Origin of the sequence: Pseudomonas putida (assembly GCF_004357765.1) — a bacterium.
Classification (GTDB): Bacteria; Pseudomonadota; Gammaproteobacteria; order Pseudomonadales; family Pseudomonadaceae; genus Aquipseudomonas; species Aquipseudomonas putida_U.
Genome location: NZ_SMTE01000011.1, coordinates 251,741 through 276,163, shown reverse-complemented (window position 1 = coordinate 276,163; position 24,423 = coordinate 251,741). Strand labels below are relative to the sequence as shown.

The following is a 24,423-nucleotide window of genomic DNA, read 5'->3' as shown; positions in this document are numbered from 1 at the left end:
CTAAGCCAGACGAAGCGACACATGTACAAAGGACTGATACGCGCCCTTGGCGCTCTGCTTGCTCTCGTAGCGCTCTACAGCCTTCTTGGCTTCCTGATCCTCCCCGGCATTGCGCTGCGCATCGCCAACCAGCAACTGACCCAGTACGCGACGGTGCCGGCGCACCTGCAGCGGATCGAACTCAATCCGTTCAGCCTTGAATTGACCTTGTGGGGCCTGCAGATCGGCGAACCTGGCAAGGAACAGGTCGGCTTCGAGCGGCTGTACGCCAACCTGGCGCTGGACAGTCTATGGAGCGGCGCCTTGCACCTGGATGCCGTGGAGCTCGACAAGCCGCGCAATGAGGTGCTGTTCGCCAAGGACGGTACGCTCAACCTGACCCAGCTGTTCAAACTACCGGCCAGCGAACCGAAGCCGGACGAGCCGCCCAGCGACCCGTTCCCGCTGCGTATCGGCAGCATCAAGCTGAGCAACGGCTACCTGCACTTCGAAGATGCGCGGCCAAGCGAGCCGATCGAGTTCGTCTACGACGATATGAACCTTGAGCTGAAGAATCTCAGCACCCTGCCTGACGACAGCGCCGACATGACCCTGGTAGCCCTCGGCCCCAACGGTGGACGTGTCGACTGGAGCGGCACGCTCAGCCTGACCCCATTGGCCTCCGAGGGTAAGCTGAAGATCACCGACGGCAAGATGAAGCTGTTCTGGCCCTATGTCCGCGATACGGTGCCGCTGGTGCTCGAAGAGGGCGTGTTCAACCTCGATACTCACTACACGCTGAACCTGGCCAAGGAAACCGAGCTGCTGCTGGACAACCTGTCGTTGCGCGTCGCCCCCTTCGCCATCAAGGCCCCGGACGACCGTCAACTGGCACGCTTGGCCAGCCTGGAGGTCAATGAGACCTCCATCGACCTGGCCAAGCAATTGGTCACCGTCGGCAAAGTCCGCAGCGAAAAGCTTGAGACCTGGGCCGCATTGGAGAAGGACGGTCAGCTGGATTGGCAGAAGCTGTTCGCCAGCCAACCGGCCAAGGCCACACCGAAGCAGAAGGCCGAACCTGCCGCCGCCGAACCCGCACCCGAGCAGAAAGCCGCCCAGATACCGAGCAAACCCTGGCAGGTCCTGCTCAAGGACGTCCAGTTGCGCAACTATCAGGTGCACTTGGCCGACCGCAGCCAGAAGGAGCCGGTGGCCCTCGACGTCGGCCCGCTGAACCTGGACATGCAGGGCTTCGATAGCCTCAACGAGTCGCCCTTCACGCTCAAGCTCGATACTGGCGTCGGCAAGCAGGGCAAGCTCCAGGCTGCAGGTCAGGTCAACCTTGCTCCGGTCACCGCCAAGCTCGACGTCAGCACCCGCGACATCGACCTGCGCGTGGCCCAGGCCTATATCAGCCCGTTCATTCGCCTGGAGCTGCGCAGCGGTATGCTCGCCAGCGACCTCAAGGTCGACCTCAAAAACACCGATCCACTGGCATTCACTGTTACCGGCAAGGCCCAGGTCAACCAGCTGCACACCCTGGACACCATCAAGGACCGCGATTTCGTCAAATGGCAGCAGGTCAACGTCGATGGCCTTTCGTATGTCCATGGCGATGCCCTGTCGATCGACAAGGTCACCCTGCAACAGCCCTACGCACGCTTCATCATCAACGAAGACCGCACCACCAACGTCGACGACCTGCTGATCCCGCAACCAGCGACGCCTGCTGGCGGCTCGCCGGCCAAATCGGCCAGTGCCGGTAGCGATAAACCGCTGGGCATCCGCATCGGCCAGATCGCCATCAACGACGGTTCGGCCAACTTCGCCGACCTGACCCTGACACCGAACTTCGCCACCGCCGTCCAGCAGCTCAACGGCCAGATCGGGACCATCGACAACCGCAAACCGACGCCGGCCAAGGTCGACATCAAGGGCAAGGTGGACCGCTATGCACCCGTGACCATCAAGGGTGCGTTGAACCCATTCAACCCGTTGGCCAGCCTGGACATCGCCACCAGCTTCAAGCGCGTCGAGCTGACCACGCTGACGCCCTACTCCGGCAAGTTTGCCGGCTTCAGAATCCGCAAGGGTCGCTTGAACCTCGACCTGCACTACCTGATCACCAACGGTCAGCTCAAGGCGGAAAACAAAGTGGTGGTCGAGCAACTGCAACTGGGCGAAAAGGTCGACAGCCCGGATGCGGTGGATCTGCCGATTCGCCTGGCAGTGGCCTTGCTGAAGGACACCGAGGGCAAGATCTCCATCGAACTGCCCGTCACCGGCGACCTCAACAACCCTCAATTCAGCGTCATGCCGATCGTGTGGCAGACCCTGCGCAACCTGGTGTTGCGCGCGGCCCAGGCGCCGTTCAAGTTCATCGGTGGCCTGATCGCTGGCGGCGGCGCCGAAGACCTCGGCAGCGTGGCTTTCGCACCGGGCTCCAGCGAACTCAGCGGCGATGCTCGGGGCGCCCTCGACAAACTGGCAGCGGCCTTGCAGAAACGCCCGGAATTGCGCCTGGAAATCGAAGGCACCAGTGCCCAGAGCAGTGACGGCCCCTTGATTGCCCAGCAGCGCCTGGAGCGCGAATATCAAGCCACCTGGTACAAAATCCTGCAACGCCGGGGTGACAAGGTGCCGGCCAATGCCTCTATGCTCACCGTCGATGACAGCGACAAGCCGGCCATGCTCGAAGGTATCTATCGCAGCCGCCTGAAACAGCAGCCACCGGCGGAGTGGGAAAAGCTCAGCCGCGACGAGCGCACTGCCAAACTGCGTGAGGCGGTGATCAAGTCATGGGCCGAAAGCCCCTCTCTGCTACGTACTCTGGGCCAGGAGCGAGCCAGTAGCATCAAGGACTACTTGGTCGACAAGGGCAAGCTCGAAGACGACCGGGTCTACTTCATCGACACGACCTTGGGCCAGGCCGAGAGTGATGGCCGAGTCATCACGCCCATGCATCTGGATGCCGAATGAGCTGATGCACAGCGTCTATGAAAAAGGCTCTTCACGGATTGTCGCAGAGCTGGTTTGGTTTGGTTTGGTTTGGCAATGGGAGTGGGAACGATCCATTTTGTGTAGCGGCGCTACCGGCCCCTTCCGCCTTTACGGCGACGGCGCCGCCACTGGCGTTATCTTCGAAAGACAGATCGCGCGATCCGCAACAACACAAAACGATAGGTAAAGGGAAAAGCGAGAGCGCAGCGATTCGCCTGCCATTGCTCTGGCTTTTGATCTTGCTTTTGATCTTGCTTTTGATCTTGCTCTTGCTCTTGCTCTTGCTCTTGATCTACCCGCGACCTCAGGAGGCCGAGTGGAGGTGGCTGGAGGGCCAGGTGCGCAGCACCCTCCGGCGTAGCCGGAGGCGCGAGATGTAGACTTGCGTAGCAAGTCGTAGGCCGCGCGGGCCCGCAAGCCGCCGGAGCGAGGGGACCCCGAAGCGCAGCGTAGGGGCCGTATGTGGGAGCAAGCGGTTTTGCGTCCCTTTTGCCAAGACAAAAGGGACCCGCCGTAAAGGCGGAAGGGGCCAGTAGCGCCGCTACACCCCTCGGATCAGCCACCCAGCCCCAAGCCCCAAGCCCAAACCCCAGCCCCACTAATCCGTAAGCCACGAAAAAGCCCCGGCAAATATGCCGGGGCTTTTTTTACATCGGTGGCCAAATCCATCTGGCCGGCTGGACGTTCCTTATTCGGCTTTCAGGCCGTCAGACATGACGCTCTTGACGCCCTTGATGTTCTTGGTGATGCGTACGGCTTCTTCTTTCTGCGAAGCGGTGACCTTGACGTCCGAGGACAGCGAGACGACGCCCTGGCTGGTTTCAACTTTGATGTCGCTGCCTGGAATACCTTTCTCGGTCAGCAGGTCTGCTTTGACCTTGGTGGTGATCCAGGTGTCGGAGCCTTCTTGCTGAACTTGGTCCACTGTATCGTTAGCAGCCAGCATGACCGGAGCTTGGGTTGGCTGTTGCGCGGCGAAGGCGCCGTTGGCCAGAGTCAGGGTCAGGGCGGTAGCAGTAGCGGCAGCAATGGCAAACTTCTTCATGTGGGTCACTCCTGTTTTTCGAAAGGTCTGCGCCGTGGTTCCTGGCGTCAGGTACAAGAGTAATTGCACGCCCTGTGCCAGCTTTTCCGTTTCGCCTGAAGCCTTATAAATCAATGGGTTAGGCCATTACCCAGGAAGACTGCATCGTGCAATCTGCAATGGCGGCGGAAAAACCCTATGCAAGATGCATGTTCGCAACGTCGCAATTCATTGCAGGAGCAACCATTGCGCCATTCACCAGGCACAAAAAAGGTTCTTCACGGAATATTGGGTAAGACTGGCTGTGATGGGTCTAGCGGCAGACTGGTGGGAGCCACCAAGTGCTTGGCTGGGGGTGGAGGCGGCGCTCGATCTCACAGGCGCCAAATACCTTACAGCATTGAAAAAGGGCCCCGAAGGGCCCTTTTCACTACTGCAGTCGCTTAGACGCCGGAGGCCTTGGCCGCAGCTACGTCTTTGATCGACAGCTTGATACGGCCGCGGTTGTCCACGTCCAGTACCAGCACTTCGACTTCCTGACCTTCTTTCAGCACATCGGTCACTTTCTCTACGCGAGCATCGCTCAGCATCGAGATGTGCACCAGGCCGTCTTTGCCAGGCAGGATGTTGACGAAGGCACCGAAGTCGACGATGCGCTCGACCTTGCCCACGTAGATCTTGCCGATCTCCGCCTCGGCGGTGATGCCCAGGATGCGCTGCTTGGCAGCTTCCGCCGCTTCCTTGGTTTCGCCGAAGATCTTGATCGAGCCGTCGTCTTCGATATCGATCGAAGCCTTGGTCTCTTCACAGATCGCGCGGATGGTGGCACCACCTTTACCAATGACGTCACGGATCTTGTCGGTGTCGATCTTCATCGCGATCATGGTCGGTGCGTTGGCCGACAGCTCGCTGCGCGATTGAGCGATGATCTGGTTCATCTGGCCGAGGATGTTCAGGCGCGCTTCCAGGGCCTGGCCCAGTGCGATTTCCATGATCTCTTCGGTGATGCCGTTGATCTTGATGTCCATTTGCAGCGCGGTAACGCCTTTGGCGGTACCGGCGACCTTGAAGTCCATGTCGCCCAGGTGGTCTTCGTCACCGAGGATGTCGGTCAGGACCGCGAACTTGTCGCCCTCCTTGACCAGACCCATGGCAATACCGGCAACCGGCGCTTTCATCGGTACACCGGCGTCCATCAGGGCCAGAGAAGCACCGCAGACCGAAGCCATGGAGCTGGAGCCGTTGGATTCGGTGATCTCCGACACCACACGGATGGTGTAGGGGAACTCGCTGTCGCTCGGCAGCATGGCTTGCACGCCACGACGGGCCAGACGGCCGTGGCCGATTTCACGGCGACCGGCGCCACCCATGCGACCACACTCACCGACCGAGAACGGCGGGAAGTTGTAGTGCAGCATGAACGGATCTTTTTTCTCGCCTTCGAGGGTGTCCAGCAACTGGGCGTCACGCGCGGTACCCAGGGTCGCGACGACCAGGGCCTGGGTTTCGCCACGGGTGAACAGGGCCGAACCGTGGGTCTTGGGCAGTACACCGACTTCGATGTTCAGCGGGCGCACGGTGCGGGTGTCACGGCCGTCGATACGCGGCTTGCCGTTGACGATGTTCTCGCGGACGGTGCGGTATTCCAGCTCGCCGAAGATTTCCTTGATGGCGCCGGCCGATGGACCGGTCTCTTCGTTGGCCAGACGGGCGATGGCTTCGTCACGCAGCTGGCCCAGACGGTTGTAGCGGTCGGCCTTCTGGGTGATGGTGTAGGCCTGCGAAATGGCCTCGCCGAACTCGGCACGTACCAGATTCAGCAGTTCGGTGTTGGCAGCAACCGGCTGCCAGTCCCAAGTCGGCTTGCCAGCTTCGGCAGCCAGTTCCTTGACGGCCTGGATAACGGCCTGGAACTCGTCGTGGGCGAACAGTACAGCGCCCAGCATCTGGTCTTCGGTCAGCTCCTGGGCTTCCGATTCAACCATCAATACGGCCGACTCGGTACCAGCGACGACCATGTCCAGGCTCGAAGCCTGCAGCTGTTCGTAGGTCGGGTTCAGCAGGTAGCCGGTGCTCTCGTGGAAGGCAACGCGGGCTGCGCCGATCGGGCCTTCGAACGGAATGCCGGAAATGGCGAGGGCCGCCGAGGTACCGATCATCGCGGCGATGTCCGGATCGGTCTTCTTGCTGGTAGAGACGACGGTGCAGACGACCTGCACTTCGTTCATGAAACCTTCTGGGAACAGCGGGCGGATCGGACGGTCGATCAGGCGCGAGGTCAGCGTCTCTTTCTCGGAAGGACGGCCTTCACGCTTGAAGAAGCCACCTGGGATCTTGCCGGCAGCGTAGGTTTTTTCCTGGTAGTGGACCGACAGCGGGAAGAAGCCCTTGCCTGGATCGGCCTGCTTGGCGCCGACCACGGTCACCAGCACGGTGACGTCGTTATCGACGGTGACCAGTACGGCGCCGGTCGCCTGACGGGCGATTCGGCCGGTTTCGAGCGTTACGGTCGACTGACCGAACTGGAATTTCTTGATTACCGGGTTCACGGTTTCCTACCTTTTCAGTGGCTCTTGGGGGAACTGGTTTCTTGCGAATTCTTGGGCAGAACGGGGAATCGGCCCCGTTGACCGTCCAGATACAACACGAGGCTGGGAGCCTGGCGCCAAGCGGAAAAACCGCTCAGCACTGCCAGGCTGCCAACCTCGGAGATACGCGTGGCGTGTCCAACCCAAGCGCTGCGAAACCGCGCTTGCGAAGCCTGCGACACGCCATGCACACCACTGGCCAGGCCGCTATTAGCGACGCAGACCCAGGCGACCGATCAGGGCGCTGTAACGAGTGGTGTCTTTGCCCTTCAGGTAATCCAGCAGCTTACGACGCTGGTTGACCATGCGAATCAGACCACGACGGGAGTGGTGGTCTTTGTCGTTGGCCTTGAAGTGGCCTTGCAGCTTGTTGATGTTGGCGGTCAGCAGAGCAACCTGCACTTCCGGGCTACCGGTATCGCCGGCGGCTTGCTGGTATTCGGCAACGATCTGAGCTTTTTCTTCAACGCTGAGGGCCATTTGGCTTCTCCTGATAAACGGATCCCGCAAGCGGGTCCAATAGGCCAGGGACAAATCCCTGTATTAATAAAAAAGGCGTGACCGTGCCTACTAACAGCCACCCTTGGTTCCGCAGGCCTTGGGGTTAGCCTCGGCCTGAGGTTTCGATCATTCCGATCGAATCAGTCGACGTGGCGCAATACGCCCGTCTTCGCTCACTTCACCGATACCGATGAAGCGACCATTGTGATCCTGTACCCGGACCATGCCGAATTGCGGCGCGTCCGGCGCCCGTACTGCCTGCCCATGCAGCCAGTAAAAGGCACTGTGTTCCGACAGGCACACCAGGGGCCAGTCTTGCAGGCCGCTGTCTGCTGGCATCAGGAAGCGATCGAGCGCTTCGTTGCCGCCTTCGGCGTGGGCCTGCTCGAGTTCCTCGAGGGTGACCGTCTGGGCCAGTTCGAACGGCCCGGCTTGGGTTCTACGCAGCTCGGCGACGTATGCGCCGCAGCCCAGAGCCTCGCCGATATCCTCCACCAGGGTGCGGATATAGGTGCCTTTGCTGCAACCGACCGACAACCGCGCACGGGTGCCTTCGCACTCGAGCAACTCCAAGCGGCCAATAGTAACAGAACGCGCCTCGCGCTCCACTACCTCTCCTGCACGTGCCAGCTTGTACAGCGGTTGGCCATCACGCTTGAGCGCCGAGTACATAGGCGGTACCTGGCTGATCGGACCGCGAAAACGCGGCAGCACAGCTTCGATATCGGCGCGACCAACGGTCACCTCGCGGGTCTGCAGCACTTCGCCTTCGGCGTCCGCGGTGGTCGTAGTCTGCCCCAGTTGCATGACCGTCTCGTAGCCCTTGTCGGAATCGAGCAGGTACTGCGAAAACTTGGTCGCCTCGCCGAAGCACAGCGGCAGGACGCCGGAAGCCAGCGGGTCGAGGCTGCCGGTATGACCGGCCTTCTCGGCGTTGAGCAACCAGCGGACTTTCTGCAGCGCTGCGTTGGAGGTGAACCCCAGGGGCTTGTCGAGCAGGATGATGCCGCTGACATTGCGGCGGATACGTTTGACCTGGGCCACCGCTTACTCCTTGGTGTCCGGCTCGTCGGCATCCTTGTGCAGGCGGTCTTCGGCCACCGCACGCTCGATCAGCGCCGACAGGTGGGCACCGCGGCTGACGCTTTCATCGAAATGGAAGTGCAACTGCGGCACGCTACGCAACTGCATGGCGCGGCCCAGGTGCAGGCGCAGGAAGCTCGCGGCGCTGTTGAGGGCCTTGAGGGTCTGCGGCACGGCATCTGCGTCGTCCTGGCCCATGACGGTGATGAACACCTTGGCATGGCCCAGGTCGCGGCTGACGTCGACGGCGGTGATGGTCACCAGGCCGACGCGTGGGTCTTTGACTTCACGGCGGATCAGCTCGGAAAGCTCACGTTGCATCTGATCGCCGATGCGTTGGGTACGGCTGTATTCTTTTGCCATTCTTGCTACCTGTAACGTAAAGCGGCAAACGCCCGGTCAAGCTGAAGCCTGACCGGGCGCTACCTTCAGAGGCGCAGCCAACTGCCTTGCGGCGGGGCCTGCACCACGACTCGGGCCCCTTACAGGGTACGAGCCACCTGGACTTTCTCGAAGACTTCGATCTTGTCGCCGACCTTGACGTCGTTGTAGCTCTTGACGCCAATACCGCACTCCATGCCCGAACGCACTTCGGCAGCGTCGTCCTTGAAGCGACGCAGCGACTCCAGCTCGCCTTCGAAGATGACCACGTCCTCGCGCAGTACGCGGATAGGACGGTTGCGGTACACGGTACCCTCGATGACCATACAGCCAGCGATGGCGCCGAACTTCGGCGAACGGAACACGTCACGTACTTCGGCGACACCCAGGATGTTCTCGCGAACATCGCTGCCGAGCATGCCGGTCAGGGCCTTCTTGACGTCTTCGATGATGTCGTAGATCACGTTGTAGTAACGCATATCCAGACCTTCCTGCTCGACGATCTTGCGCGCGCCGGCATCGGCACGCACGTTGAAGCCGAACAGCACCGCGTTGGACGCCAGCGCCAGGTTGGCGTCGCTTTCGGTGATACCACCGACGCCGCCACCGATCACGCGAACCTGAACTTCGTCGTTGCCCAGGCCCGACAGCGAACCCTGCAGTGCTTCCAGGGAACCGCGCACGTCGGTCTTGAGGACGATGTTGAGGGTCTTCTTCTCTTCCTGACCCATGGTCTCGAAGATGTTTTCCAGCTTGCCGGCATGAGCACGGGCCAGCTTGACCTCGCGGTACTTGCCCTGACGGAACAGAGCCACTTCGCGGGCCTTCTTCTCGTCGGCAACCACGGACAGCTCGTCACCGGCTTCCGGAGTACCGTCCAGGCCGAGGATCTCGACCGGGATCGACGGGCCGGCTTCCTTCACAGGCTTGCCGTTCTCGTCGAGCATGGCGCGCACGCGACCATAGTTCGAGCCGCACAGGACCATGTCGCCCTGACGCAGAGTACCGTCCTGAACCAGGATGGTCGCCACTGGACCGCGGCCCTTGTCCAGGCGCGATTCGACGACCACACCACGACCAGGAGCGGTCGGCGTTGCGGTCAGCTCGAGGATCTCGGCCTGCAGCAGGACAGCTTCGAGCAGTTCGTCGACACCGGTACCCATCTTCGCGGAAACCTTGACGAACGGCGTATCACCACCCCAGTCCTCGGAGGTCACGCCTTCGACGGCGAGTTCGTTGCGGATGCGATCGAGGTCGGCACCCGGCTTGTCGATCTTGTTGACCGCGACCACCAGTGGAACGCCAGCTGCCTTGGCATGCTGAACGGCCTCACGGGTCTGCGGCATCACGCCGTCGTCCGCTGCCACCACGAGGATGACGATGTCGGTGGCCTTGGCACCACGAGCACGCATCGCGGTGAACGCGGCGTGGCCCGGGGTATCGAGGAAGGTGACCATGCCGCGGTCGGTTTCCACGTGGTAGGCACCGATGTGCTGGGTAATACCACCGGCTTCGCCAGCGGCAACCTTGGCACGACGGATGTAGTCGAGCAGCGAGGTCTTACCATGGTCGACGTGACCCATGACGGTCACGACCGGAGCGCGCGATTCGACTTCACCTTCGAACTTCAGCGATTCGGCCAGGGAATCTTCCAGGGCGGTATCGCTGACCAGGGTCACTTTGTGGCCCAGTTCTTCGGCGACCAGCTGAGCGGTTTCCTGGTCGAGCACCTGGTTGATGGTGACCGGGGTACCCAGCTTGAACATGAACTTGACCACCTCAGCGGCCTTGACCGACATCTGCTGGGCCAATTCCGAAACGGTGATGGTCTCGCCGATGGTCACGTCACGGATGACAGGACCGGTCGGGTTCTGGAAGCCGTGCTGATTGCGTTTCTTCAGCTTGCTCTTGCCACCGCGGCCACGGCGTACGCCATCGCTCTCTTCATCGGTGGTGCGCGGTGCGGCGCGAGGAGTCGGAGCCTTTTCCTTCTCCTTGACCTTGACCTTGATCGACACGCGCGGCGCCTCGCCACGACCGCCACGACGGTCTTCGTCGCGGGCACGGCTTTCGTTGCGACGGGTCTCGTCCTTCTTGCGCTCGGCGGCACGGGCAGCGGCATCTTCCGATGCCGGAGCCTCGGCGACGACTGGAGCGGCGGCCTGGGCAGGCGCGGCTTCGGTCGGCGCAGGCGCAGCGGCAGGCGCGCTGGCAGCCGCTTCGGCAGCCTGACGACGAGCCTGTTCCTCGTTGCGCTGGCGCACTTCGGCCTCGACCTTTTCGCGAGCGGCGTTTTCGGCCGCGCGGCGCTCTTCCAGCTCACGCTTCTGCTCAGCCTGGATTTCTTCCGGGCTGCGCTGAACGAATACTTTCTTCTTGCGTACTTCTACGCTGATGCTTTTGCTACCGGCGACACGCAGCGTGCTGGTGGTCTTGCGCTGCAAGGTAATCTTGCGCGGCTCTTCCGCCTTGCTCTTGTGGCTGCTCTTCAAATGGGTCAGCAGCGTCTGCTTTTCATTGTCGGTCACTACCTGACCGGCGTCGGTGTGCGGCAGACCTGCCTCACGCATCTGCTGCAGCAGGCGCTCTACCGGTGCCTCGACCTCTTGGGCCAGTTCTTTCACCGTGACTTGCGTCATGCACTTCTCTCCTCAGGCCGCGCCTAATTACTCGAACCAATGGGCTCGGGCGGCCATGATCAACTTGCCGGCACGCTCTTCGTCGATGCCGTCGATGTCGAGCAGGTCGTCAATCGACTGCTCGGCCAGGTCTTCGCGGTTAACCACGCCGCGCACCGCCAGTTCAGCCGCCAGGTCCTTGTCCATACCCTCCAGGGAGAGCAGGTCTTCGGCCGGGTGGGCGTCTGCCAGTTTTTCTTCGGTAGCGATGGCCTTGGTCAACAAACGATCCTTGGCACGAGCGCGGAGCTCGTCGACGATTTCCTCGTCAAAGCCGTCGATGTTGAGCATTTCTTCCAACGGTACGTAGGCAATCTCTTCGAGGCTGGTAAAGCCTTCGTCGACCAGCACTTGGGCCAGCTCCTCGTCGACTTCCAGTTCCTCGATGAAGTTGCGCAGGATGTCGCCGGTTTCAGCCTGTTGCTTGGCTTGGATATCCTTCTCGGTCATCACGTTCAGGGTCCAGCCGGTGAGCTGGCTGGCCAGGCGAACGTTCTGACCACCACGGCCAATGGCCTGGGCCAGGTTGTCCTCGGCGACGGCGATGTCCATGGCATGGGCATCTTCATCAACGATGATCGCCGCGACTTCAGCCGGCGACATGGCGTTGATGACGAACTGCGCCGGGTTCTCGTCCCACAGGACGATATCCACACGCTCGCCGCCCAGCTCGCCGGATACGGCTTGGACGCGCGACCCACGCATGCCGATACAGGCACCTTGCGGATCGATGCGCTTGTCCTTGGAGCGGACGCCGATCTTGGCGCGCGAACCCGGATCACGGGATGCGGCCATGACCTCGATGAGGCCTTCAGCGATTTCCGGCACTTCGATGCGGAACAGTTCGATCAGCATCTGCGGCGCGGTGCGCGACAGGATCAGCTGAGGACCGCGGTTCTCGGTGCGGATTTCCTTGAGCAGTGCACGCAAGCGTACACCGACACGGAAGGTCTCACGTGGAATGATGTCTTCGCGGGCCAGCAGCGCTTCAGCGTTGTTGCCCAGGTCGACGATAACGTTGTCGCGGGTGACCTTCTTGACGGTGCCGGAGATGATCTCACCCACGCGTTCGCGGTAGGCGTCGACCACTTGGGCACGCTCGGCCTCGCGAACCTTCTGCACGATGACCTGCTTGGCAGTCTGGGCGGCGATGCGGCCGAATTCGATCGATTCGATCTTCTCTTCGATCACGTCACCGACCTTGGCTTCCGGGTGCGTCTCGCGGACCTTGCTCGGCCAGACTTCGATCGCCGGGTCGTCGAGGTCGTCTTCTTCGACCACGGTCCAACGACGGAAGGTCTCGTAGCTACCGGTGTGGCGGTTGATTTCCACACGCAGGTCGACTTCGTCCTCAAAACGTTTCTTGGTCGCAGTGGCCAGGGCCACTTCCAGCGCCTCGAAAATGACGCCGGGCGGTACACCTTTTTCGTTGGATACCGATTCAACAACCAGCAGTACTTCTTTGCTCATCGTACGCCTCGCCTTGCGCAAGCCATTGGGCCCGGATAGTCCGCCGGGCCCGGCACGTCTCAGTCAAAACTGGGAATAATATTGGCCTTGTCGATCGAGTCGATCGGCAACAAGAATTCGTGATTGTCCACCTGGACCACCACGTCCTGCTCCTCCACACCGCGGAGAAGGCCCTGGAAGTTACGACGACCTTCGAAGGGCGTACGCAGCTTGATCTTCACCTGCTCGCCGGCATGCGAGGCAAACTGTTCAAGCGTGAACAGTGGGCGATCCATGCCAGGAGAGGACACCTCAAGGGTATATTCGGAGCTGATCGGATCTTCCACATCGAGGATGGCACTGGCCTGACGGCTGACCGCTTCGCAGTCGTCCACCAGGATCCCGCCTTCCTTGTCGATGTAGATACGCAGTACCGAATGCTTACCTTGGGAGATGAATTCGACCCCCCAGCATTCGTAGCCCAGACCCTCGACAACCGGGGCCAACAAGGCCTGCAACTGTTCTAGCTTGCTCGACACCTGAACCCCCTCGTGCATGCTGTGCAAATAAAAAATGGGCGAAGCGCCCATCCCTGAAAGCGCCGTTGGACAACGACGCCGATAACTGTTCGGCTAGCAAAAAGCCCCTGAAAAGGGGCTCCGCTGAAGCTGGTTGCGGGGGCTGGATTTGAACCAACGACCTTCGGGTTATGAGCCCGACGAGCTACCAAGCTGCTCCACCCCGCGACAAAGCTGGGGCGAAAGTATAAGACCGAACCCTCTGCAGGGTCAATCCGAGACCTCCACCTGCAAGAAAGCCCGCTAAAGCGGGCTCTCAAGCTTTAATTGGTACCGAGAAGGGGACTCGAACCCCTACACCCTATGGGCACAACCACCTCAAGGTTGCGTGTCTACCAATTCCACCACCTCGGCAATACTACTACTTGAAACCCGTTACTTCTGCTCTTCGACCGGAGGAGGTACATCACCTTGAGGGGTGGTTTCACTCTTCTGTTGCTGGAGCACCGGTACATCATCATTTACTGCCGGCTTCTGCTCTTTCACTTCCAACACTGCTGGATCTGGCAGACCTGCTTGAGTCAGCTCGTGAGCTTTCTCCTTTGCGAAGTATCCTAACCCAAGTGCTGTCAAAAAGAAAGTGGCAGCGAGTATAGCAGTAAACTTACTTAGGAAGGTAGCAGAGCCCTGGCTTCCGAACACAGTATTTGAAGCACCTGCGCCGAAAGATGCACCTGCTTCCGCACCTTTACCCTGTTGCAGCAACACCAGCACTACCAGCGAGAGCGCTGCCAACAGATGAAAAACAACGATAACTGTTTCCAGCATTTGTTCAGTTTCCTGCGGCGCGACAAATTGCACCGAATTCGTCTGCGTTCAGGGACGCTCCACCAATGAGCCCCCCATCGATATCCGGCATGCCGAACAGTTCGGCCGCATTGGCCGCCTTCACGCTGCCGCCGTAGAGAAGCTGCACGCACTCGGCAACTTCGGCGTCCTGCGCCGCCAACTGGGCACGGATGGCTGCATGCACATCCTGCGCCTGTTCAGGCGAGGCCGTCAAACCTGTACCAATGGCCCAAACAGGCTCATAGGCAATAACTGCATTGGCAAAAGCGGCAACACCGAACGCGTCGATGATACTGCTTAGTTGACGCCCTACAACTTCCAGCGTCTTGCCTGCCTCGCGCTCTTCGAGAGTTTCCCCTACACAGAGCACCGGCTTCAAACCACTTGCCTGAGCGGCTGCAAACTTGCGATTGAGCACTTCGTTAGTTTCACCAATAACCTGGCGACGTTCCGAGTGACCGATCAACACCAACTTGCACCCTGCTTCGGCCAATTGACTCGGAGCAACTTCCCCGGTCAACGCACCCTGATCGGGCTGTACAGCAGAATTCTGTGCGCCGACGATAATTTCCGTTCCAGCCAGGGCATCGACGACATCGTTGATGAACAAGGCAGGCGGGAACACCGCGACTTCCACTCCGCTCGGCAGGGCCAGATTGCTCAGGCCTCGGGTCAGCTCAGCGACGCTGGCGCGGGTACCGTGCATCTTCCAGTTACCAGCTACCATGGGGCGACGCATGCTTTACCTCGTCGGTCAAAGTGGGCGCAGATAGTACCCAACCCTATCTGCGCTGGCAAGGCCCTTTCAGACACAAACTTCAGCAACCAGTTTGGCCAGGGCTTCAGCATGGCCACGTACCTGGGTTGCGTCGTCGCCTTCGACCATGACTCGCACCAGCGGCTCGGTGCCCGACTTGCGCAGCAGCACACGGCCGCGGCCCGCCATGTCCTCGGTGGCCTTGGCACTGGCTTCCTTGACCGCCGGATGCTCGAGCGGGTCGACGGTGCTCGCGCCGAAGCGCACGTTGATCAGCACCTGCGGGCACTTGCGCACGGCCTGACGCGCCTGGGCAAGGGTCTCACCGCGGCGCTTGAGGCCCATCAGCACCTGCAGTGCAGCGATAATCGCATCACCCGTCGTGGTGTGATTGCAGCAGACGATGTGGCCGGAGTTCTCACCACCGATCTGCCAGCCACGCTCGAGCAACTCGGCCATCACGTACCGGTCACCGACCTTGGCGCGCACGAATGGGATATCCAGCTCCTTCAAGGCCAGCTCCAGCCCCAGGTTGCTCATCAGGGTACCCACCGCCCCGCCGTCGAGCTTTCCACGCTCGTGCAGGTCGCGGGTGATGATGTACAGCAGCTCGTCACCGTCGACTATGGCACCGGTGTGATCGACCATCAGCACCCGGTCACCGTCGCCGTCGAAGGCGATGCCCATGTCGGCATGCCCCACCAGCACGGCGGCCTGGAGCGATTCGATATGGGTCGAGCCGCAGCTTTCGTTGATGTTCAGACCGTCGGGCTGGGCGTGCAGCACGGTCACCTCAGCACCCAATTCGCGGAACACGCTCGGCGCGACCTTGTAGGTAGCGCCGTGGGCACAGTCAACCACCAGCTTGAGCCCCTCGAAACTGGTGCTACTGGGCACGCTGCTCTTGCAGAACTCGATGTAGCGGCCGGCCGCATCGTTGATACGCGAAACTTTGCCCAGCTTGCTCGACTCGACCACGGTCATCGGCTGGTCGAGCAGCTCTTCGATCATCAACTCGATCTCGTCGGGCAGCTTGGTGCCCTGCCCCGAGAAGAACTTGATGCCATTGTCATCGTGCGGATTGTGCGAGGCACTGATGACGATACCGGCTTCGGCGTGGAAGGTACGGGTGAGGTAGGCGATGGCAGGCGTCGGCATCGGCCCGAGCAGGAGCACGTCGGCGCCTGCAGCGGACAACCCGGCCTCCAGCGCGGATTCGAACATGTAGCCGGAAATCCGCGTGTCCTTGCCGACCAGCACCTGGCACTTGCCCTGCTTGCGGAAGGCCATGCCCGCTGCCCAGCCGAGCTTGAGCATGAAGTCCGGGGTGATCGGGTATTCGCCGACGCGGCCACGGATGCCGTCGGTACCAAAGTATTTTCTGCTCATAACGACTCCAATGTGCTTATTCGGCGTTCTGGACCGCGGCGATCATGCGCACCACGTCGACCGTCTCGGCCACGTCGTGGACCCGCAGGATGCTCGCGCCCTTGGTCATCGCCAGGGCGGCCAGGGCCAGGCTGCCATACAGCCGCTCAGCCACCGGGCGATCCAGGGTGAGGCCGATCATGCTCTTGCGTGAGACGCCCACCAGCAGCGGGCGGCCCAGGCGATAGAGCGCTTCCATGTGTTTGAACAGGCTCAGGTTGTGCTCCAGGGTCTTGGCAAAACCAAAGCCCGGGTCGAGAACGATGCGCTCGGCACCGATTCCTGCAGCGGCACAGGCAGCCATGCGCTGTTCAAGATAGCGTGTAACGTCGACCGTCACATCGTCATAGTGCGGAGAATCCTGCATGTTGCCCGGCTCGCCACGCATGTGCATCAGGCACACCGGCAGGCCAGTGTCGGCGGCGGCATCCAGGGCGCCATCACGCTCCAGGGCGCGCACGTCGTTGATCAGCCCGGCACCCAGGCGGGCGGCCTCACGGATCACAGCGGGCGTGGAGGTGTCGACCGAGATGACCACGTCCAGACGACCGTTGATCGCCTCGACCATGGGCGCCACGCGCTCAAGCTCTTCGGTGACCGAGACCGCGCGCGCACCAGGGCGCGTCGACTCGCCGCCGATATCGATCAGCGTGGCACCTGCGGCAACCATGGCCTCGGCATGGCGAAGGGCCTCGTCGCGCCGATTGAAGCGCCCGCCGTCGGAGAAGGAGTCGGGGGTGACATTGAGGATACCCATGACATGGGTTCGGGAAAGATCAAGAACCCGGTTGCCGCAAGGCAACCGGGTCGGGTACTGCTTAGAGCTCATAGATGCCCTTAGTGTTGAGCCGCTGGGCCGCCAATCGGCGATTCCGGGCGATCACCCTGGGGTGCCGAGGTGCCCGAAGCGGAATCGTCATCCCAGTCGCGAGGTTCGCGAGGGGTACGGCCGGCCATGATATCGTCGATCTGCTCGGCGTCGATGGTTTCGTACTTCATCAGCGCTTCGGCCATGGCATCGAGCTTGTCGCGGTTGTCGGTGAGCAGTTGCTTGGCCGTGGCATAGCACTGGTCGATGATGCTGCGCACTTCGACGTCGATCATCTTGGCGGTTTCACCGGAAACGCTGGCGTGCTGGCTGCCGGCGCTGCGCCCCAGGAACACCTCGCCTTCTTCCTCGGCATACATCAACGGGCCAAGCTTTTCGGACAGGCCCCATTTGGTGACCATGTTCCGGGCGATCTGGCTGGCACGCATGATGTCGTTAGAGGCGCCGGTGGTCACACCATCGAAGCCCAGGGTCATTTCTTCGGCGATACGACCGCCGTACAGCGAGCAGATCTGGCTGATCAACGCGCGCTTGGACAGGCTGTAGCGGTCTTCCTCAGGCAGGAACATGGTCACGCCCAGGGCTCGGCCACGGGGAATGATCGACACCTTGTAGACCGGATCGTGCTCGGGCACCAGGCGACCGACGATGGCGTGACCGGCCTCGTGATAGGCAGTGTTCTGCTTCTCTTTTTCGGACATGACCATGGTCTTGCGCTCGGCACCCATCATGATCTTGTCCTTGGCCAGTTCGAATTCCTTCATCTCGACCAGGCGCTTGTTGGAGCGAGCGGCGAACAGCGAAGCCTCGTTGACCAGGTTGGCCAGGTCGGCACCGGAGAAGCCTGGGGTACCACGGGCAATCACGGCGGCGTTGACGTTGTCGCCTACCGGCACCTTGCGCATGTGGACCTTGAGGATTTGTTCACGGCCACGGATGTCCGGCAGCCCTACCACCACCTGGCGGTCGAAGCGACCGGGGCGCAGCAGCGCCGGGTCGAGCACGTCAGGGCGGTTGGTGGCGGCGATGACGATGATGCCGTCGTTCATCTCGAAGCCATCCATCTCGACCAGCAACTGGTTGAGGGTCTGCTCGCGCTCATCGTGACCGCCGCCCATGCCGGCGCCACGGTGGCGACCAACGGCGTCGATCTCGTCGATGAAGATGATGCACGGCGCGTGCTTCTTCGCCTGCTCGAACATGTCACGGACACGGCTGGCACCCACGCCGACGAACATCTCGACGAAGTCCGAACCGGAAATGGTGAAGAACGGCACCTTGGCTTCGCCGGCGATGGCTTTGGCCAACAGGGTCTTACCGGTACCTGGTGGGCCGACCATCAGCACGCCACGCGGGATACGGCCGCCCAGGCGTTGGAACTTGCCCGGATCGCGTAGGAACTCGACCAGCTCGCCGACTTCTTCCTTGGCTTCGTCGCAGCCTGCGACGTCGGCCAGGGTAGTCTTGACCTGATCCTCGGACAGCAGGCGCGCCTTGCTCTTGCCGAAGCTCATGGGGCCGCCCTTGCCACCTGCGCCGCCTTGCATCTGGCGCATGAAGAACATGAACACGGCGATGATCACCAGGATGGGGAAGCTGGCAACCAGCAACTGGGTCCAGATGCTCTGCTGCTCAGGCTGCTTGCCCTCGACGGTGACGTGATTGTCGACCAGATCGCCGATCAGGCCATTGTCGGTGATGGCCGGACGCACGGTCTTGAAGTTGTCGCCATCGGTGCGCTTGCCGGTAATGATGTAGCCGTCGACGGTCACGCGCTCGACTTTCCCGTCTTTTACCTGCTGGATGAAGTCGGAGTAGTTGAGGGTCTGCGGCTCGTTAGGGCTGGAGAAGTTGTTCATCACCGTCACCAGGACAGCTGCGATGATCAACCACAGGATCAGATTCTTTGCCATGTCGTTCAATTCGCTACCCTCTGAGGCCGGCGCACGACGCAGCCGTTCCTCGCATGATATTCATCGCCCTAACTTACTACATTACCTACGCATCCGCAGGCACCGTCTGTAACCCTTTGTGAAACCTAGACTACACGAAGATCGGACGATCCTGACGGCGTAGCCGATTGGAAATAACTATCGGCCACCCCGCTACACGCCTCATGCTCCCTTGTATCCCCGGGCCAGCAGATACTGCTCGCGAGAGCGATCCCGCGATGACGAAGGCTTGCGCATCTGCACCTTGTCGAACTTGCTACGCACGTCCTTGAGGTACACATCGAAGCCTTCGCCCTGGAAAATCTTGATCAGGAAGTCGCCGCCGGGCTTGAGCACGCGGGTCGCCAGATCGAGGGCCAGCTCGCAGAGGAACATGGCACGCGGAATGTCCACCGCGGGCGTACCACTCATATTGGGGGCCATGTCGGAAATCACAAGGTCTACGTGCGAATCGCCGACCGCTTCGAGAATGCGTTGCAACACCTCATCCTGGGTGAAGTCCCCTTGAATGAAGGTCACATCAGCGATCGAGTCCATTTCCAGGATATCGGAAGCGATCAGACGACCCTGCCCACCAATCAGACGACTGGTCACCTGGGACCACCCGCCTGGGGCCGCACCGAGGTCGATTACGCTCATGCCGGGACGGATCAGGCGGTCTTTTTCCTGAATCTCCAGCAGTTTGTAGCTCGCACGCGAGCGGTAGCCATCCTTCTGTGCCTGTTTCACAAAAGGATCGTTGAAATGTTCTCGCAGCCAATTTGCGCTGCTTTTGGAACGTTGTACCACGGGGCACCTCGATGATATGCGTCGTGATTGACTGGGCGGAGCCGGTGGCCCTCGGGTAAAATGCCGGTCAATTTTACAGAATCAGACGGAAAGGGTCAGATTATGCCGCTCAATAACGAGCAGAAGAAGCAATACAAGTCCATTGGTCATGACCTGAAGCCGGTCCTGATCGTTGCTGGCAATGGTTTGAACGAAGGCGTGATCGCCGAATTGGAGCGCGCACTGGCCGACCACGAGCTGATCAAGGTCGAGATTCGCTCGGAAGACCGCGAAGAGCGTGCCGCCGCCATTGCCGAACTGTGCAAGGCAGGCCGTGCCGAGCTGGTACAGACCATCGGCAAGAAGGCACTGATCTACCGCAAGAACCCACAGCCGAACAAGCAGCTGTCCAACATCCACCGCTACAAGTGACGGTGACTCCGCTCAGTGGCGCGCCTGGCGCGCCCTGACCGGGACCGGTTGGGCCACCAGCACGATGCCGGAGAAGCCCAGCACCAGGAAGCAGAACATCTGCCAACGCTCGCCGACCGAAATACCGTAGCGCAGCGTGTAATACCCCACGCAGGCGCCAAAGCCGAGCAACAGCATCTGGCCGCGGAACTGTCGCCACCAGGCCGCCAGGCCATCCACCCTCGCCAGCACCGCCAGCTGGGTCAACAGCCCGAGCATGGCCACACCGATCAACCAGCGGTCGATCTGCCCGGCCACGTCCTGCACCAGCAATGGCGCCAGCCCGCTGACCTTTAGCGCCGGCACCAAGCCCACGTGGAACACCCACAAGCCCCCGACCCAGAAAACCTGGGCCAGTTGCCAGAGGATGCCCTCGAGGGATGGCGCCCGCAGGCGCCGATCAGATGTGCTTGACTTCGACAATCTCGTACTCGACCGTACCGCTTGGCGTCTTGACGACAACGGTATCACCTTCTTCCTTGCCGATGATTGCACGTGCGATCGGGGCGCTGTTGGAGAGCTTGCCCTGTTTCACGTCGGCTTCATCCTCGCCGACGATCTGATAGGTCACCTCATCATCAGTTTCGGTGTTGGCCAGCACCACGGTGGTGCCGAAAATCACCTTGCCGGTATGGGCGATGGTGGTGACGTCGATCACCACCGAGTTCTGCAGACGGCCTTCGATGTCGCGGATACGCGCCTCGACCATGCCCTGCTCCTCGCGGGCAGCATGGTACTCGGCGTTTTCCTTGAGATCGCCCAGCTCACGCGCTTCGCCAATGGCCTGGCTCAGGCGCGGGCGCTCGGTCTTGCTCAGAAAGGTCAGCTCGTCCTCCAGGGCGCGAGCGCCCTGGACGGTCATCGGGTACTTGGTAATGCTCATGCTTTGAGTCCTGCATGCAGATCCTGCAAGCGACGAACGGTCTTCTCAGGGCCGAATTTCAGCGCTTCGCAGATGGCTTCACCGGCCGCAATGGTAGTGGTGCAGTAGATCTTGTGCTGCAACGCATTGCGACGAATCGAGTACGAATCAGCGATCGACTGGCGGCCTTCGGTGGTGTTGATGATCAGCGACACTTCGTCGTTCTTGATCATGTCGACCACGTGCGGGCGACCTTCGGTCACTTTGTTCACACGGCGCACTTTCAAGCCGGCCGCTTCGATGACCTTGGCGGTACCGGCAGTGGCGACCACTTCGAAGCCCAGGGCGATCAGGTCGCGGGCAACGCCAGCCACTTGCGGCTTGTCGTCGTCGCGCACGCTGATGAAGGCGGTACCGCCGGTCGGCAGCACTTCGCTGGCACCCATCTGGGCCTTGGCGAAGGCTTCACCGAAGCTGTCGCCGACACCCATGACTTCACCGGTCGATTTCATCTCAGGGCCGAGGATCGGGTCAACCCCTGGGAACTTGGCGAACGGGAAGACGGCTTCCTTGACGCTGTAGAAGTTCGGGATGATTTCCTCGGTGAAGCCCAGCTCCTTGAGGGTTTTACCGGCCATGACACGGGCCGCGATCATCGCCAGGGAGGTGCCGATGCACTTGGAGACGAACGGCACGGTACGGGAGGCGCGCGGGTTGACCTCGATCACGTAGATCTTGTCGCCCTGCAGGGCCAACTGCACGTTCATCAGGCCGACGACGCCGAGCTCCAGGGCCATTTTCTTGACCTGTATACGGACTTCGTCCTGCACTTCCTTGCTCAGCGAGTAAGGTGGCAGCGAGCACGCCGAGTCACCGGAGTGAACACCGGCCTGTTCGATGTGCTGCATGATTGCGCCGATGACCACGTCGGTGCCGTCGCAGACCGCATCCACGTCCATCTCGATGGCGCAGTTGAGGAAGTGGTCGAGCAGCACCGGGCTGTCGTTGGACACCTGGACCGCTTCACGCAGATAGCGCTTGAGCTCATCCAGCTCGTAGACGATCTCCATCGCGCGGCCGCCCAGAACGTAGGACGGACGCACCACCAGCGGGTAACCGATGTCGCCAGCGGCGCGGATGGCTTCGTCTTCGCTGCGCACGGTGGCGTTCGGCGGCTGACGCAGGTTCAGGCGCTGAACCATCTGCTGGAAGCGCTCACGGTCTTCGGCGCGGTCGATCGCGTCTGGACTGGTGCCGATGATCGGTACGCCGGCTTCTTCCAGGGCGCGGGCCAGTTTCAGCGGGGTCTGGCCGCCGTAGTGGACGATCACGCCTTTCGGTTTCTCGACGCGGCAGACTTCCAGCACGTCTTCCAGGGTCAGCGGCTCGAAGTACAGGCGGTCGGAGGTGTCGTAGTCGGTGGAGACGGTTTCCGGGTTGCAGTTGACCATGATGGTCTCGTAACCGTCGTCACGCAGCGCCAGAGCAGCGTGTACGCAGCAGTAGTCGAACTCGATCCCTTGGCCGATACGGTTCGGGCCACCACCGAGGATCATGATCTTGTCACGGGTCGACGGGTTGGCCTCGCACTCTTCCTCGTAGGTCGAGTACAGGTAGGCGGTGTCGGTGGCGAACTCGGCGGCGCAGGTGTCGACGCGCTTGTACACCGGGAACACTTCCAGCTTGTGGCGGTGACGGCGCAGGTTCTTGTCGGTGATGCCGAGCAGCTTGGCCAGACGCTGGTCCGAGAAGCCCTTGCGCTTCAGACGCAGCATGTAGTCCTTGTCGATGGCCGACAGGGCGAGGGTCTTGACCTTCTCTTCTTCCTTGATCAGATCTTCCATCTGCACCAGGAACCACAGGTCGATGCCGGTCAGTTGGAAGATCTCTTCGATGGTCATGCCCGAACGCATGGCGTCGGCGACATACCAGATACGCTCGGCGCCCGGTACGGTCAGCTCGCGCTTGAGGATGCTGCTGGCATCGGCGCTGGTCAGGTCGACTTTCGGATCGAGACCGCATGCGCCGACTTCCAGGCCGCGCAAGGCTTTCTGCAGGGACTCCTGGAAGGTCCGGCCGATGGCCATGACTTCACCCACGGATTTCATCTGGGTAGTCAGGCGGGCGTCGGCTTTCGGGAATTTCTCGAAGGCGAAGCGCGGCAGCTTGGTGACGACGTAGTCGATCGACGGTTCGAACGAAGCCGGAGTGCGACCGCCGGTGATGTCGTTCTGCAGCTCGTCGAGGGTGTAACCGACGGCCAGCTTGGCGGCGATCTTGGCGATCGGGAAGCCGGTAGCCTTGGAGGCCAGGGCCGAAGAGCGCGACACGCGCGGGTTCATCTCGATCACGACCATCCGGCCGGTGTTCGGGCAGATACCGAACTGCACGTTGGAACCACCGGTTTCGACACCGATTTCACGCAGCACCGCCAGCGAGGCGTTGCGCATGATCTGGTATTCCTTGTCGGTCAGCGTTTGCGCGGGGGCAACGGTGATCGAGTCACCGGTGTGCACGCCCATCGGGTCGAAGTTCTCGATGGAGCAGACGATGATGCAGTTGTCCTTCTTGTCGCGGACCACCTCCATCTCGTATTCCTTCCAGCCGATCAGCGATTCGTCGATCAGCAGCTCCTTGGTCGGCGACAGGTCGAGGCCACGGGCGCAGATTTCTTCGAACTCTTCACGGTTGTAGGCGATACCGCCACCGGTGCCGCCCATGGTGAAGGACGGACGGATGATGCACGGGAAGCCCAGGCGCTCGAGAACGGCGTTGGCTTCTTCCATGCTGTGAGCGATACCGGAGCGCGGGCACTCCAGGCCGATGGCCTTCATCGCCTTGTCGAAGCGCGAACGGTCTTCGGCCTTGTCGATGGTGTCGGCATTGGCGCCGATCATTTCCACGCCGAACTTCTCCAGCACGCCGTGGCGCTCGAGGTCCAGGGCGCAGTTCAGGGCAGTCTGGCCACCCATGGTCGGCAACAGTGCGTCAGGACGCTCTTTTTCGATGATCTTGGCCACCGATTGCCACTTGATCGGCTCGATGTAGGTGGCGTCGGCCATGGCCGGGTCGGTCATGATGGTGGCCGGGTTGGAGTTCACCAGGATGACGCGGAAACCTTCCTCGCGCAGTGCCTTGCAGGCCTGGGCGCCGGAGTAGTCGAATTCGCAGGCCTGGCCGATCACGATCGGGCCAGCGCCGAGAATCAGGATGCTTTTGATGTCTGTACGTTTTGGCATGGTTGTCACTCAAATCCGCGGGTCAGTCGGCAAGCCGTCTTGAACAATCTGGGTCAGGCGCTTCCGG

Annotated in this window: 19 protein-coding genes and 2 tRNA genes; 2 read left to right on the top strand and 19 right to left on the bottom strand. The window is 61.2% G+C overall.

Translation table 11 applies throughout. From position 1 onward, the window contains the following. Window positions 1-21: 21 nt before the first annotated feature. On the top strand, window positions 22-2,958 hold the full coding sequence (locus E2H86_RS18670) for a DUF748 domain-containing protein (protein WP_133330448.1): 2,937 nt from the start codon (window positions 22-24) through the stop codon (window positions 2,956-2,958). Window positions 2,959-3,667: 709 nt separating this feature from the next. On the opposite strand, the gene E2H86_RS18660 is transcribed toward E2H86_RS18670, so the two are convergent. From E2H86_RS18660 to rlmE, 16 genes are all read right to left on the bottom strand, one after another. Next, on the bottom strand, window positions 3,668-4,024 hold the full coding sequence (locus E2H86_RS18660) for a BON domain-containing protein (protein ID WP_133330444.1): 357 nt from the start codon (window positions 4,022-4,024) through the stop codon (window positions 3,668-3,670). A 422-nt stretch (window positions 4,025-4,446) separates the two neighbouring features. Further along, window positions 4,447-6,552, bottom strand: a complete 2,106-nt coding sequence (pnp, locus tag E2H86_RS18655; protein ID WP_133330442.1) for a polyribonucleotide nucleotidyltransferase — start codon at window positions 6,550-6,552, stop codon at window positions 4,447-4,449. 249 nt (window positions 6,553-6,801) lie between these two features. After that, window positions 6,802-7,071, bottom strand: coding sequence for a 30S ribosomal protein S15 (gene rpsO / locus E2H86_RS18645; RefSeq protein ID WP_003249971.1), 270 nt, complete (start codon window positions 7,069-7,071; stop codon window positions 6,802-6,804). A 147-nt stretch (window positions 7,072-7,218) separates the two neighbouring features. Further along, a complete protein-coding gene (gene truB / locus E2H86_RS18640; protein ID WP_133330438.1) occupies window positions 7,219-8,136 on the bottom strand; it encodes a tRNA pseudouridine(55) synthase TruB in 918 nt (305 codons plus the stop codon). A 3-nt stretch (window positions 8,137-8,139) separates the two neighbouring features. Next, window positions 8,140-8,538, bottom strand: a complete 399-nt coding sequence (gene rbfA, locus E2H86_RS18635) for a 30S ribosome-binding factor RbfA (protein WP_133330436.1) — start codon at window positions 8,536-8,538, stop codon at window positions 8,140-8,142. 119 nt (window positions 8,539-8,657) lie between these two features. Then, on the bottom strand, window positions 8,658-11,195 hold the full coding sequence (gene infB, locus E2H86_RS18630) for a translation initiation factor IF-2 (protein ID WP_133330434.1): 2,538 nt from the start codon (window positions 11,193-11,195) through the stop codon (window positions 8,658-8,660). 27 nt (window positions 11,196-11,222) lie between these two features. Continuing rightward, the gene (gene nusA / locus E2H86_RS18625; protein ID WP_133330432.1) at window positions 11,223-12,704 is read right to left on the bottom strand and encodes a transcription termination factor NusA; all 1,482 of its coding nucleotides are present in this window, start codon (window positions 12,702-12,704) and stop codon (window positions 11,223-11,225) included. A gap of 59 nt (window positions 12,705-12,763) precedes the next feature. Next, entirely contained in the window at window positions 12,764-13,222 is a 459-nt protein-coding gene (rimP, locus tag E2H86_RS18620; RefSeq protein ID WP_165976091.1) for a ribosome maturation factor RimP, read from the bottom strand. A gap of 130 nt (window positions 13,223-13,352) precedes the next feature. Beyond that, a tRNA-Met gene (locus E2H86_RS18615) sits at window positions 13,353-13,429 on the bottom strand. 100 nt (window positions 13,430-13,529) lie between these two features. Continuing rightward, a tRNA-Leu gene (locus E2H86_RS18610) sits at window positions 13,530-13,615 on the bottom strand. A gap of 21 nt (window positions 13,616-13,636) precedes the next feature. Continuing rightward, window positions 13,637-14,029, bottom strand: coding sequence for a preprotein translocase subunit SecG (secG, locus tag E2H86_RS18605; protein WP_133330428.1), 393 nt, complete (start codon window positions 14,027-14,029; stop codon window positions 13,637-13,639). A gap of 4 nt (window positions 14,030-14,033) precedes the next feature. Further along, window positions 14,034-14,789 (bottom strand): triose-phosphate isomerase, encoded by a 756-nt coding sequence (tpiA, locus tag E2H86_RS18600; RefSeq protein WP_133330426.1) that lies wholly within the window; start codon window positions 14,787-14,789, stop codon window positions 14,034-14,036. 66 nt (window positions 14,790-14,855) lie between these two features. Next, a complete protein-coding gene (gene glmM, locus E2H86_RS18595) occupies window positions 14,856-16,196 on the bottom strand; it encodes a phosphoglucosamine mutase (protein WP_133330424.1) in 1,341 nt (446 codons plus the stop codon). 16 nt (window positions 16,197-16,212) lie between these two features. After that, window positions 16,213-17,064 carry a dihydropteroate synthase gene (gene folP, locus E2H86_RS18590; RefSeq protein ID WP_133330422.1) on the bottom strand — a complete coding sequence of 284 codons (852 nt, stop codon included), beginning with the start codon at window positions 17,062-17,064 and terminating at the stop codon, window positions 16,213-16,215. Window positions 17,065-17,072: 8 nt separating this feature from the next. Continuing rightward, the gene (ftsH, locus tag E2H86_RS18585; RefSeq protein ID WP_133330420.1) at window positions 17,073-18,977 is read right to left on the bottom strand and encodes an ATP-dependent zinc metalloprotease FtsH; all 1,905 of its coding nucleotides are present in this window, start codon (window positions 18,975-18,977) and stop codon (window positions 17,073-17,075) included. A 201-nt stretch (window positions 18,978-19,178) separates the two neighbouring features. Beyond that, window positions 19,179-19,805: a 23S rRNA (uridine(2552)-2'-O)-methyltransferase RlmE gene (rlmE, locus tag E2H86_RS18580; protein ID WP_133330418.1), complete on the bottom strand. Its 627-nt coding sequence runs from the start codon at window positions 19,803-19,805 to the stop codon at window positions 19,179-19,181. A 102-nt stretch (window positions 19,806-19,907) separates the two neighbouring features. Between rlmE and yhbY the strand changes: the two genes are divergently transcribed. Beyond that, window positions 19,908-20,216 carry a ribosome assembly RNA-binding protein YhbY gene (gene yhbY / locus E2H86_RS18575; RefSeq protein ID WP_054892619.1) on the top strand — a complete coding sequence of 103 codons (309 nt, stop codon included), beginning with the start codon at window positions 19,908-19,910 and terminating at the stop codon, window positions 20,214-20,216. A gap of 12 nt (window positions 20,217-20,228) precedes the next feature. On the opposite strand, the gene E2H86_RS18570 is transcribed toward yhbY, so the two are convergent. Genes E2H86_RS18570 through carB form a run of 3 tightly spaced genes read right to left on the bottom strand, consistent with a single transcriptional unit; the run spans window position 20,229 to window position 24,356 of the window. Continuing rightward, window positions 20,229-20,678, bottom strand: a complete 450-nt coding sequence (locus E2H86_RS18570; RefSeq protein WP_133330416.1) for an MFS transporter — start codon at window positions 20,676-20,678, stop codon at window positions 20,229-20,231. Beyond that, the gene (greA, locus tag E2H86_RS18565) at window positions 20,656-21,138 is read right to left on the bottom strand and encodes a transcription elongation factor GreA (RefSeq protein ID WP_165976090.1); all 483 of its coding nucleotides are present in this window, start codon (window positions 21,136-21,138) and stop codon (window positions 20,656-20,658) included. The genes E2H86_RS18570 and greA overlap by 23 nt, the downstream gene beginning before the upstream one ends. Further along, the gene (carB, locus tag E2H86_RS18560; protein WP_133330414.1) at window positions 21,135-24,356 is read right to left on the bottom strand and encodes a carbamoyl-phosphate synthase large subunit; all 3,222 of its coding nucleotides are present in this window, start codon (window positions 24,354-24,356) and stop codon (window positions 21,135-21,137) included. Before carB ends, greA begins: the two co-directional genes overlap by 4 nt. Window positions 24,357-24,423: the final 67 nt, after the last annotated feature.

What these genes read in the sequence shown, in the direction of transcription:
- ftsH (WP_133330420.1), bottom strand. Translation starts at nt 18,977, where the DNA reads ATGGCAAAGAATCTGATCCTGTGGTTGATCATCGCAGCTGTCCTGGTG.
- rpsO (WP_003249971.1), bottom strand. Translation starts at nt 7,071, where the DNA reads ATGGCCCTCAGCGTTGAAGAAAAAGCTCAGATCGTTGCCGAATACCAG.
- carB (WP_133330414.1), bottom strand. Translation starts at nt 24,356, where the DNA reads ATGCCAAAACGTACAGACATCAAAAGCATCCTGATTCTCGGCGCTGGC.
- tpiA (WP_133330426.1), bottom strand. Translation starts at nt 14,789, where the DNA reads ATGCGTCGCCCCATGGTAGCTGGTAACTGGAAGATGCACGGTACCCGC.
- rbfA (WP_133330436.1), bottom strand. Translation starts at nt 8,538, where the DNA reads ATGGCAAAAGAATACAGCCGTACCCAACGCATCGGCGATCAGATGCAA.
- glmM (WP_133330424.1), bottom strand. Translation starts at nt 16,196, where the DNA reads ATGAGCAGAAAATACTTTGGTACCGACGGCATCCGTGGCCGCGTCGGC.
- infB (WP_133330434.1), bottom strand. Translation starts at nt 11,195, where the DNA reads ATGACGCAAGTCACGGTGAAAGAACTGGCCCAAGAGGTCGAGGCACCG.
- yhbY (WP_054892619.1), top strand. Translation starts at nt 19,908, where the DNA reads ATGCCGCTCAATAACGAGCAGAAGAAGCAATACAAGTCCATTGGTCAT.
- secG (WP_133330428.1), bottom strand. Translation starts at nt 14,029, where the DNA reads ATGCTGGAAACAGTTATCGTTGTTTTTCATCTGTTGGCAGCGCTCTCG.
- E2H86_RS18670 (WP_133330448.1), top strand. Translation starts at nt 22, where the DNA reads ATGTACAAAGGACTGATACGCGCCCTTGGCGCTCTGCTTGCTCTCGTA.
- nusA (WP_133330432.1), bottom strand. Translation starts at nt 12,704, where the DNA reads ATGAGCAAAGAAGTACTGCTGGTTGTTGAATCGGTATCCAACGAAAAA.
- E2H86_RS18660 (WP_133330444.1), bottom strand. Translation starts at nt 4,024, where the DNA reads ATGAAGAAGTTTGCCATTGCTGCCGCTACTGCTACCGCCCTGACCCTG.
- greA (WP_165976090.1), bottom strand. Translation starts at nt 21,138, where the DNA reads ATGAGCATTACCAAGTACCCGATGACCGTCCAGGGCGCTCGCGCCCTG.
- folP (WP_133330422.1), bottom strand. Translation starts at nt 17,064, where the DNA reads ATGAGCTCTAAGCAGTACCCGACCCGGTTGCCTTGCGGCAACCGGGTT.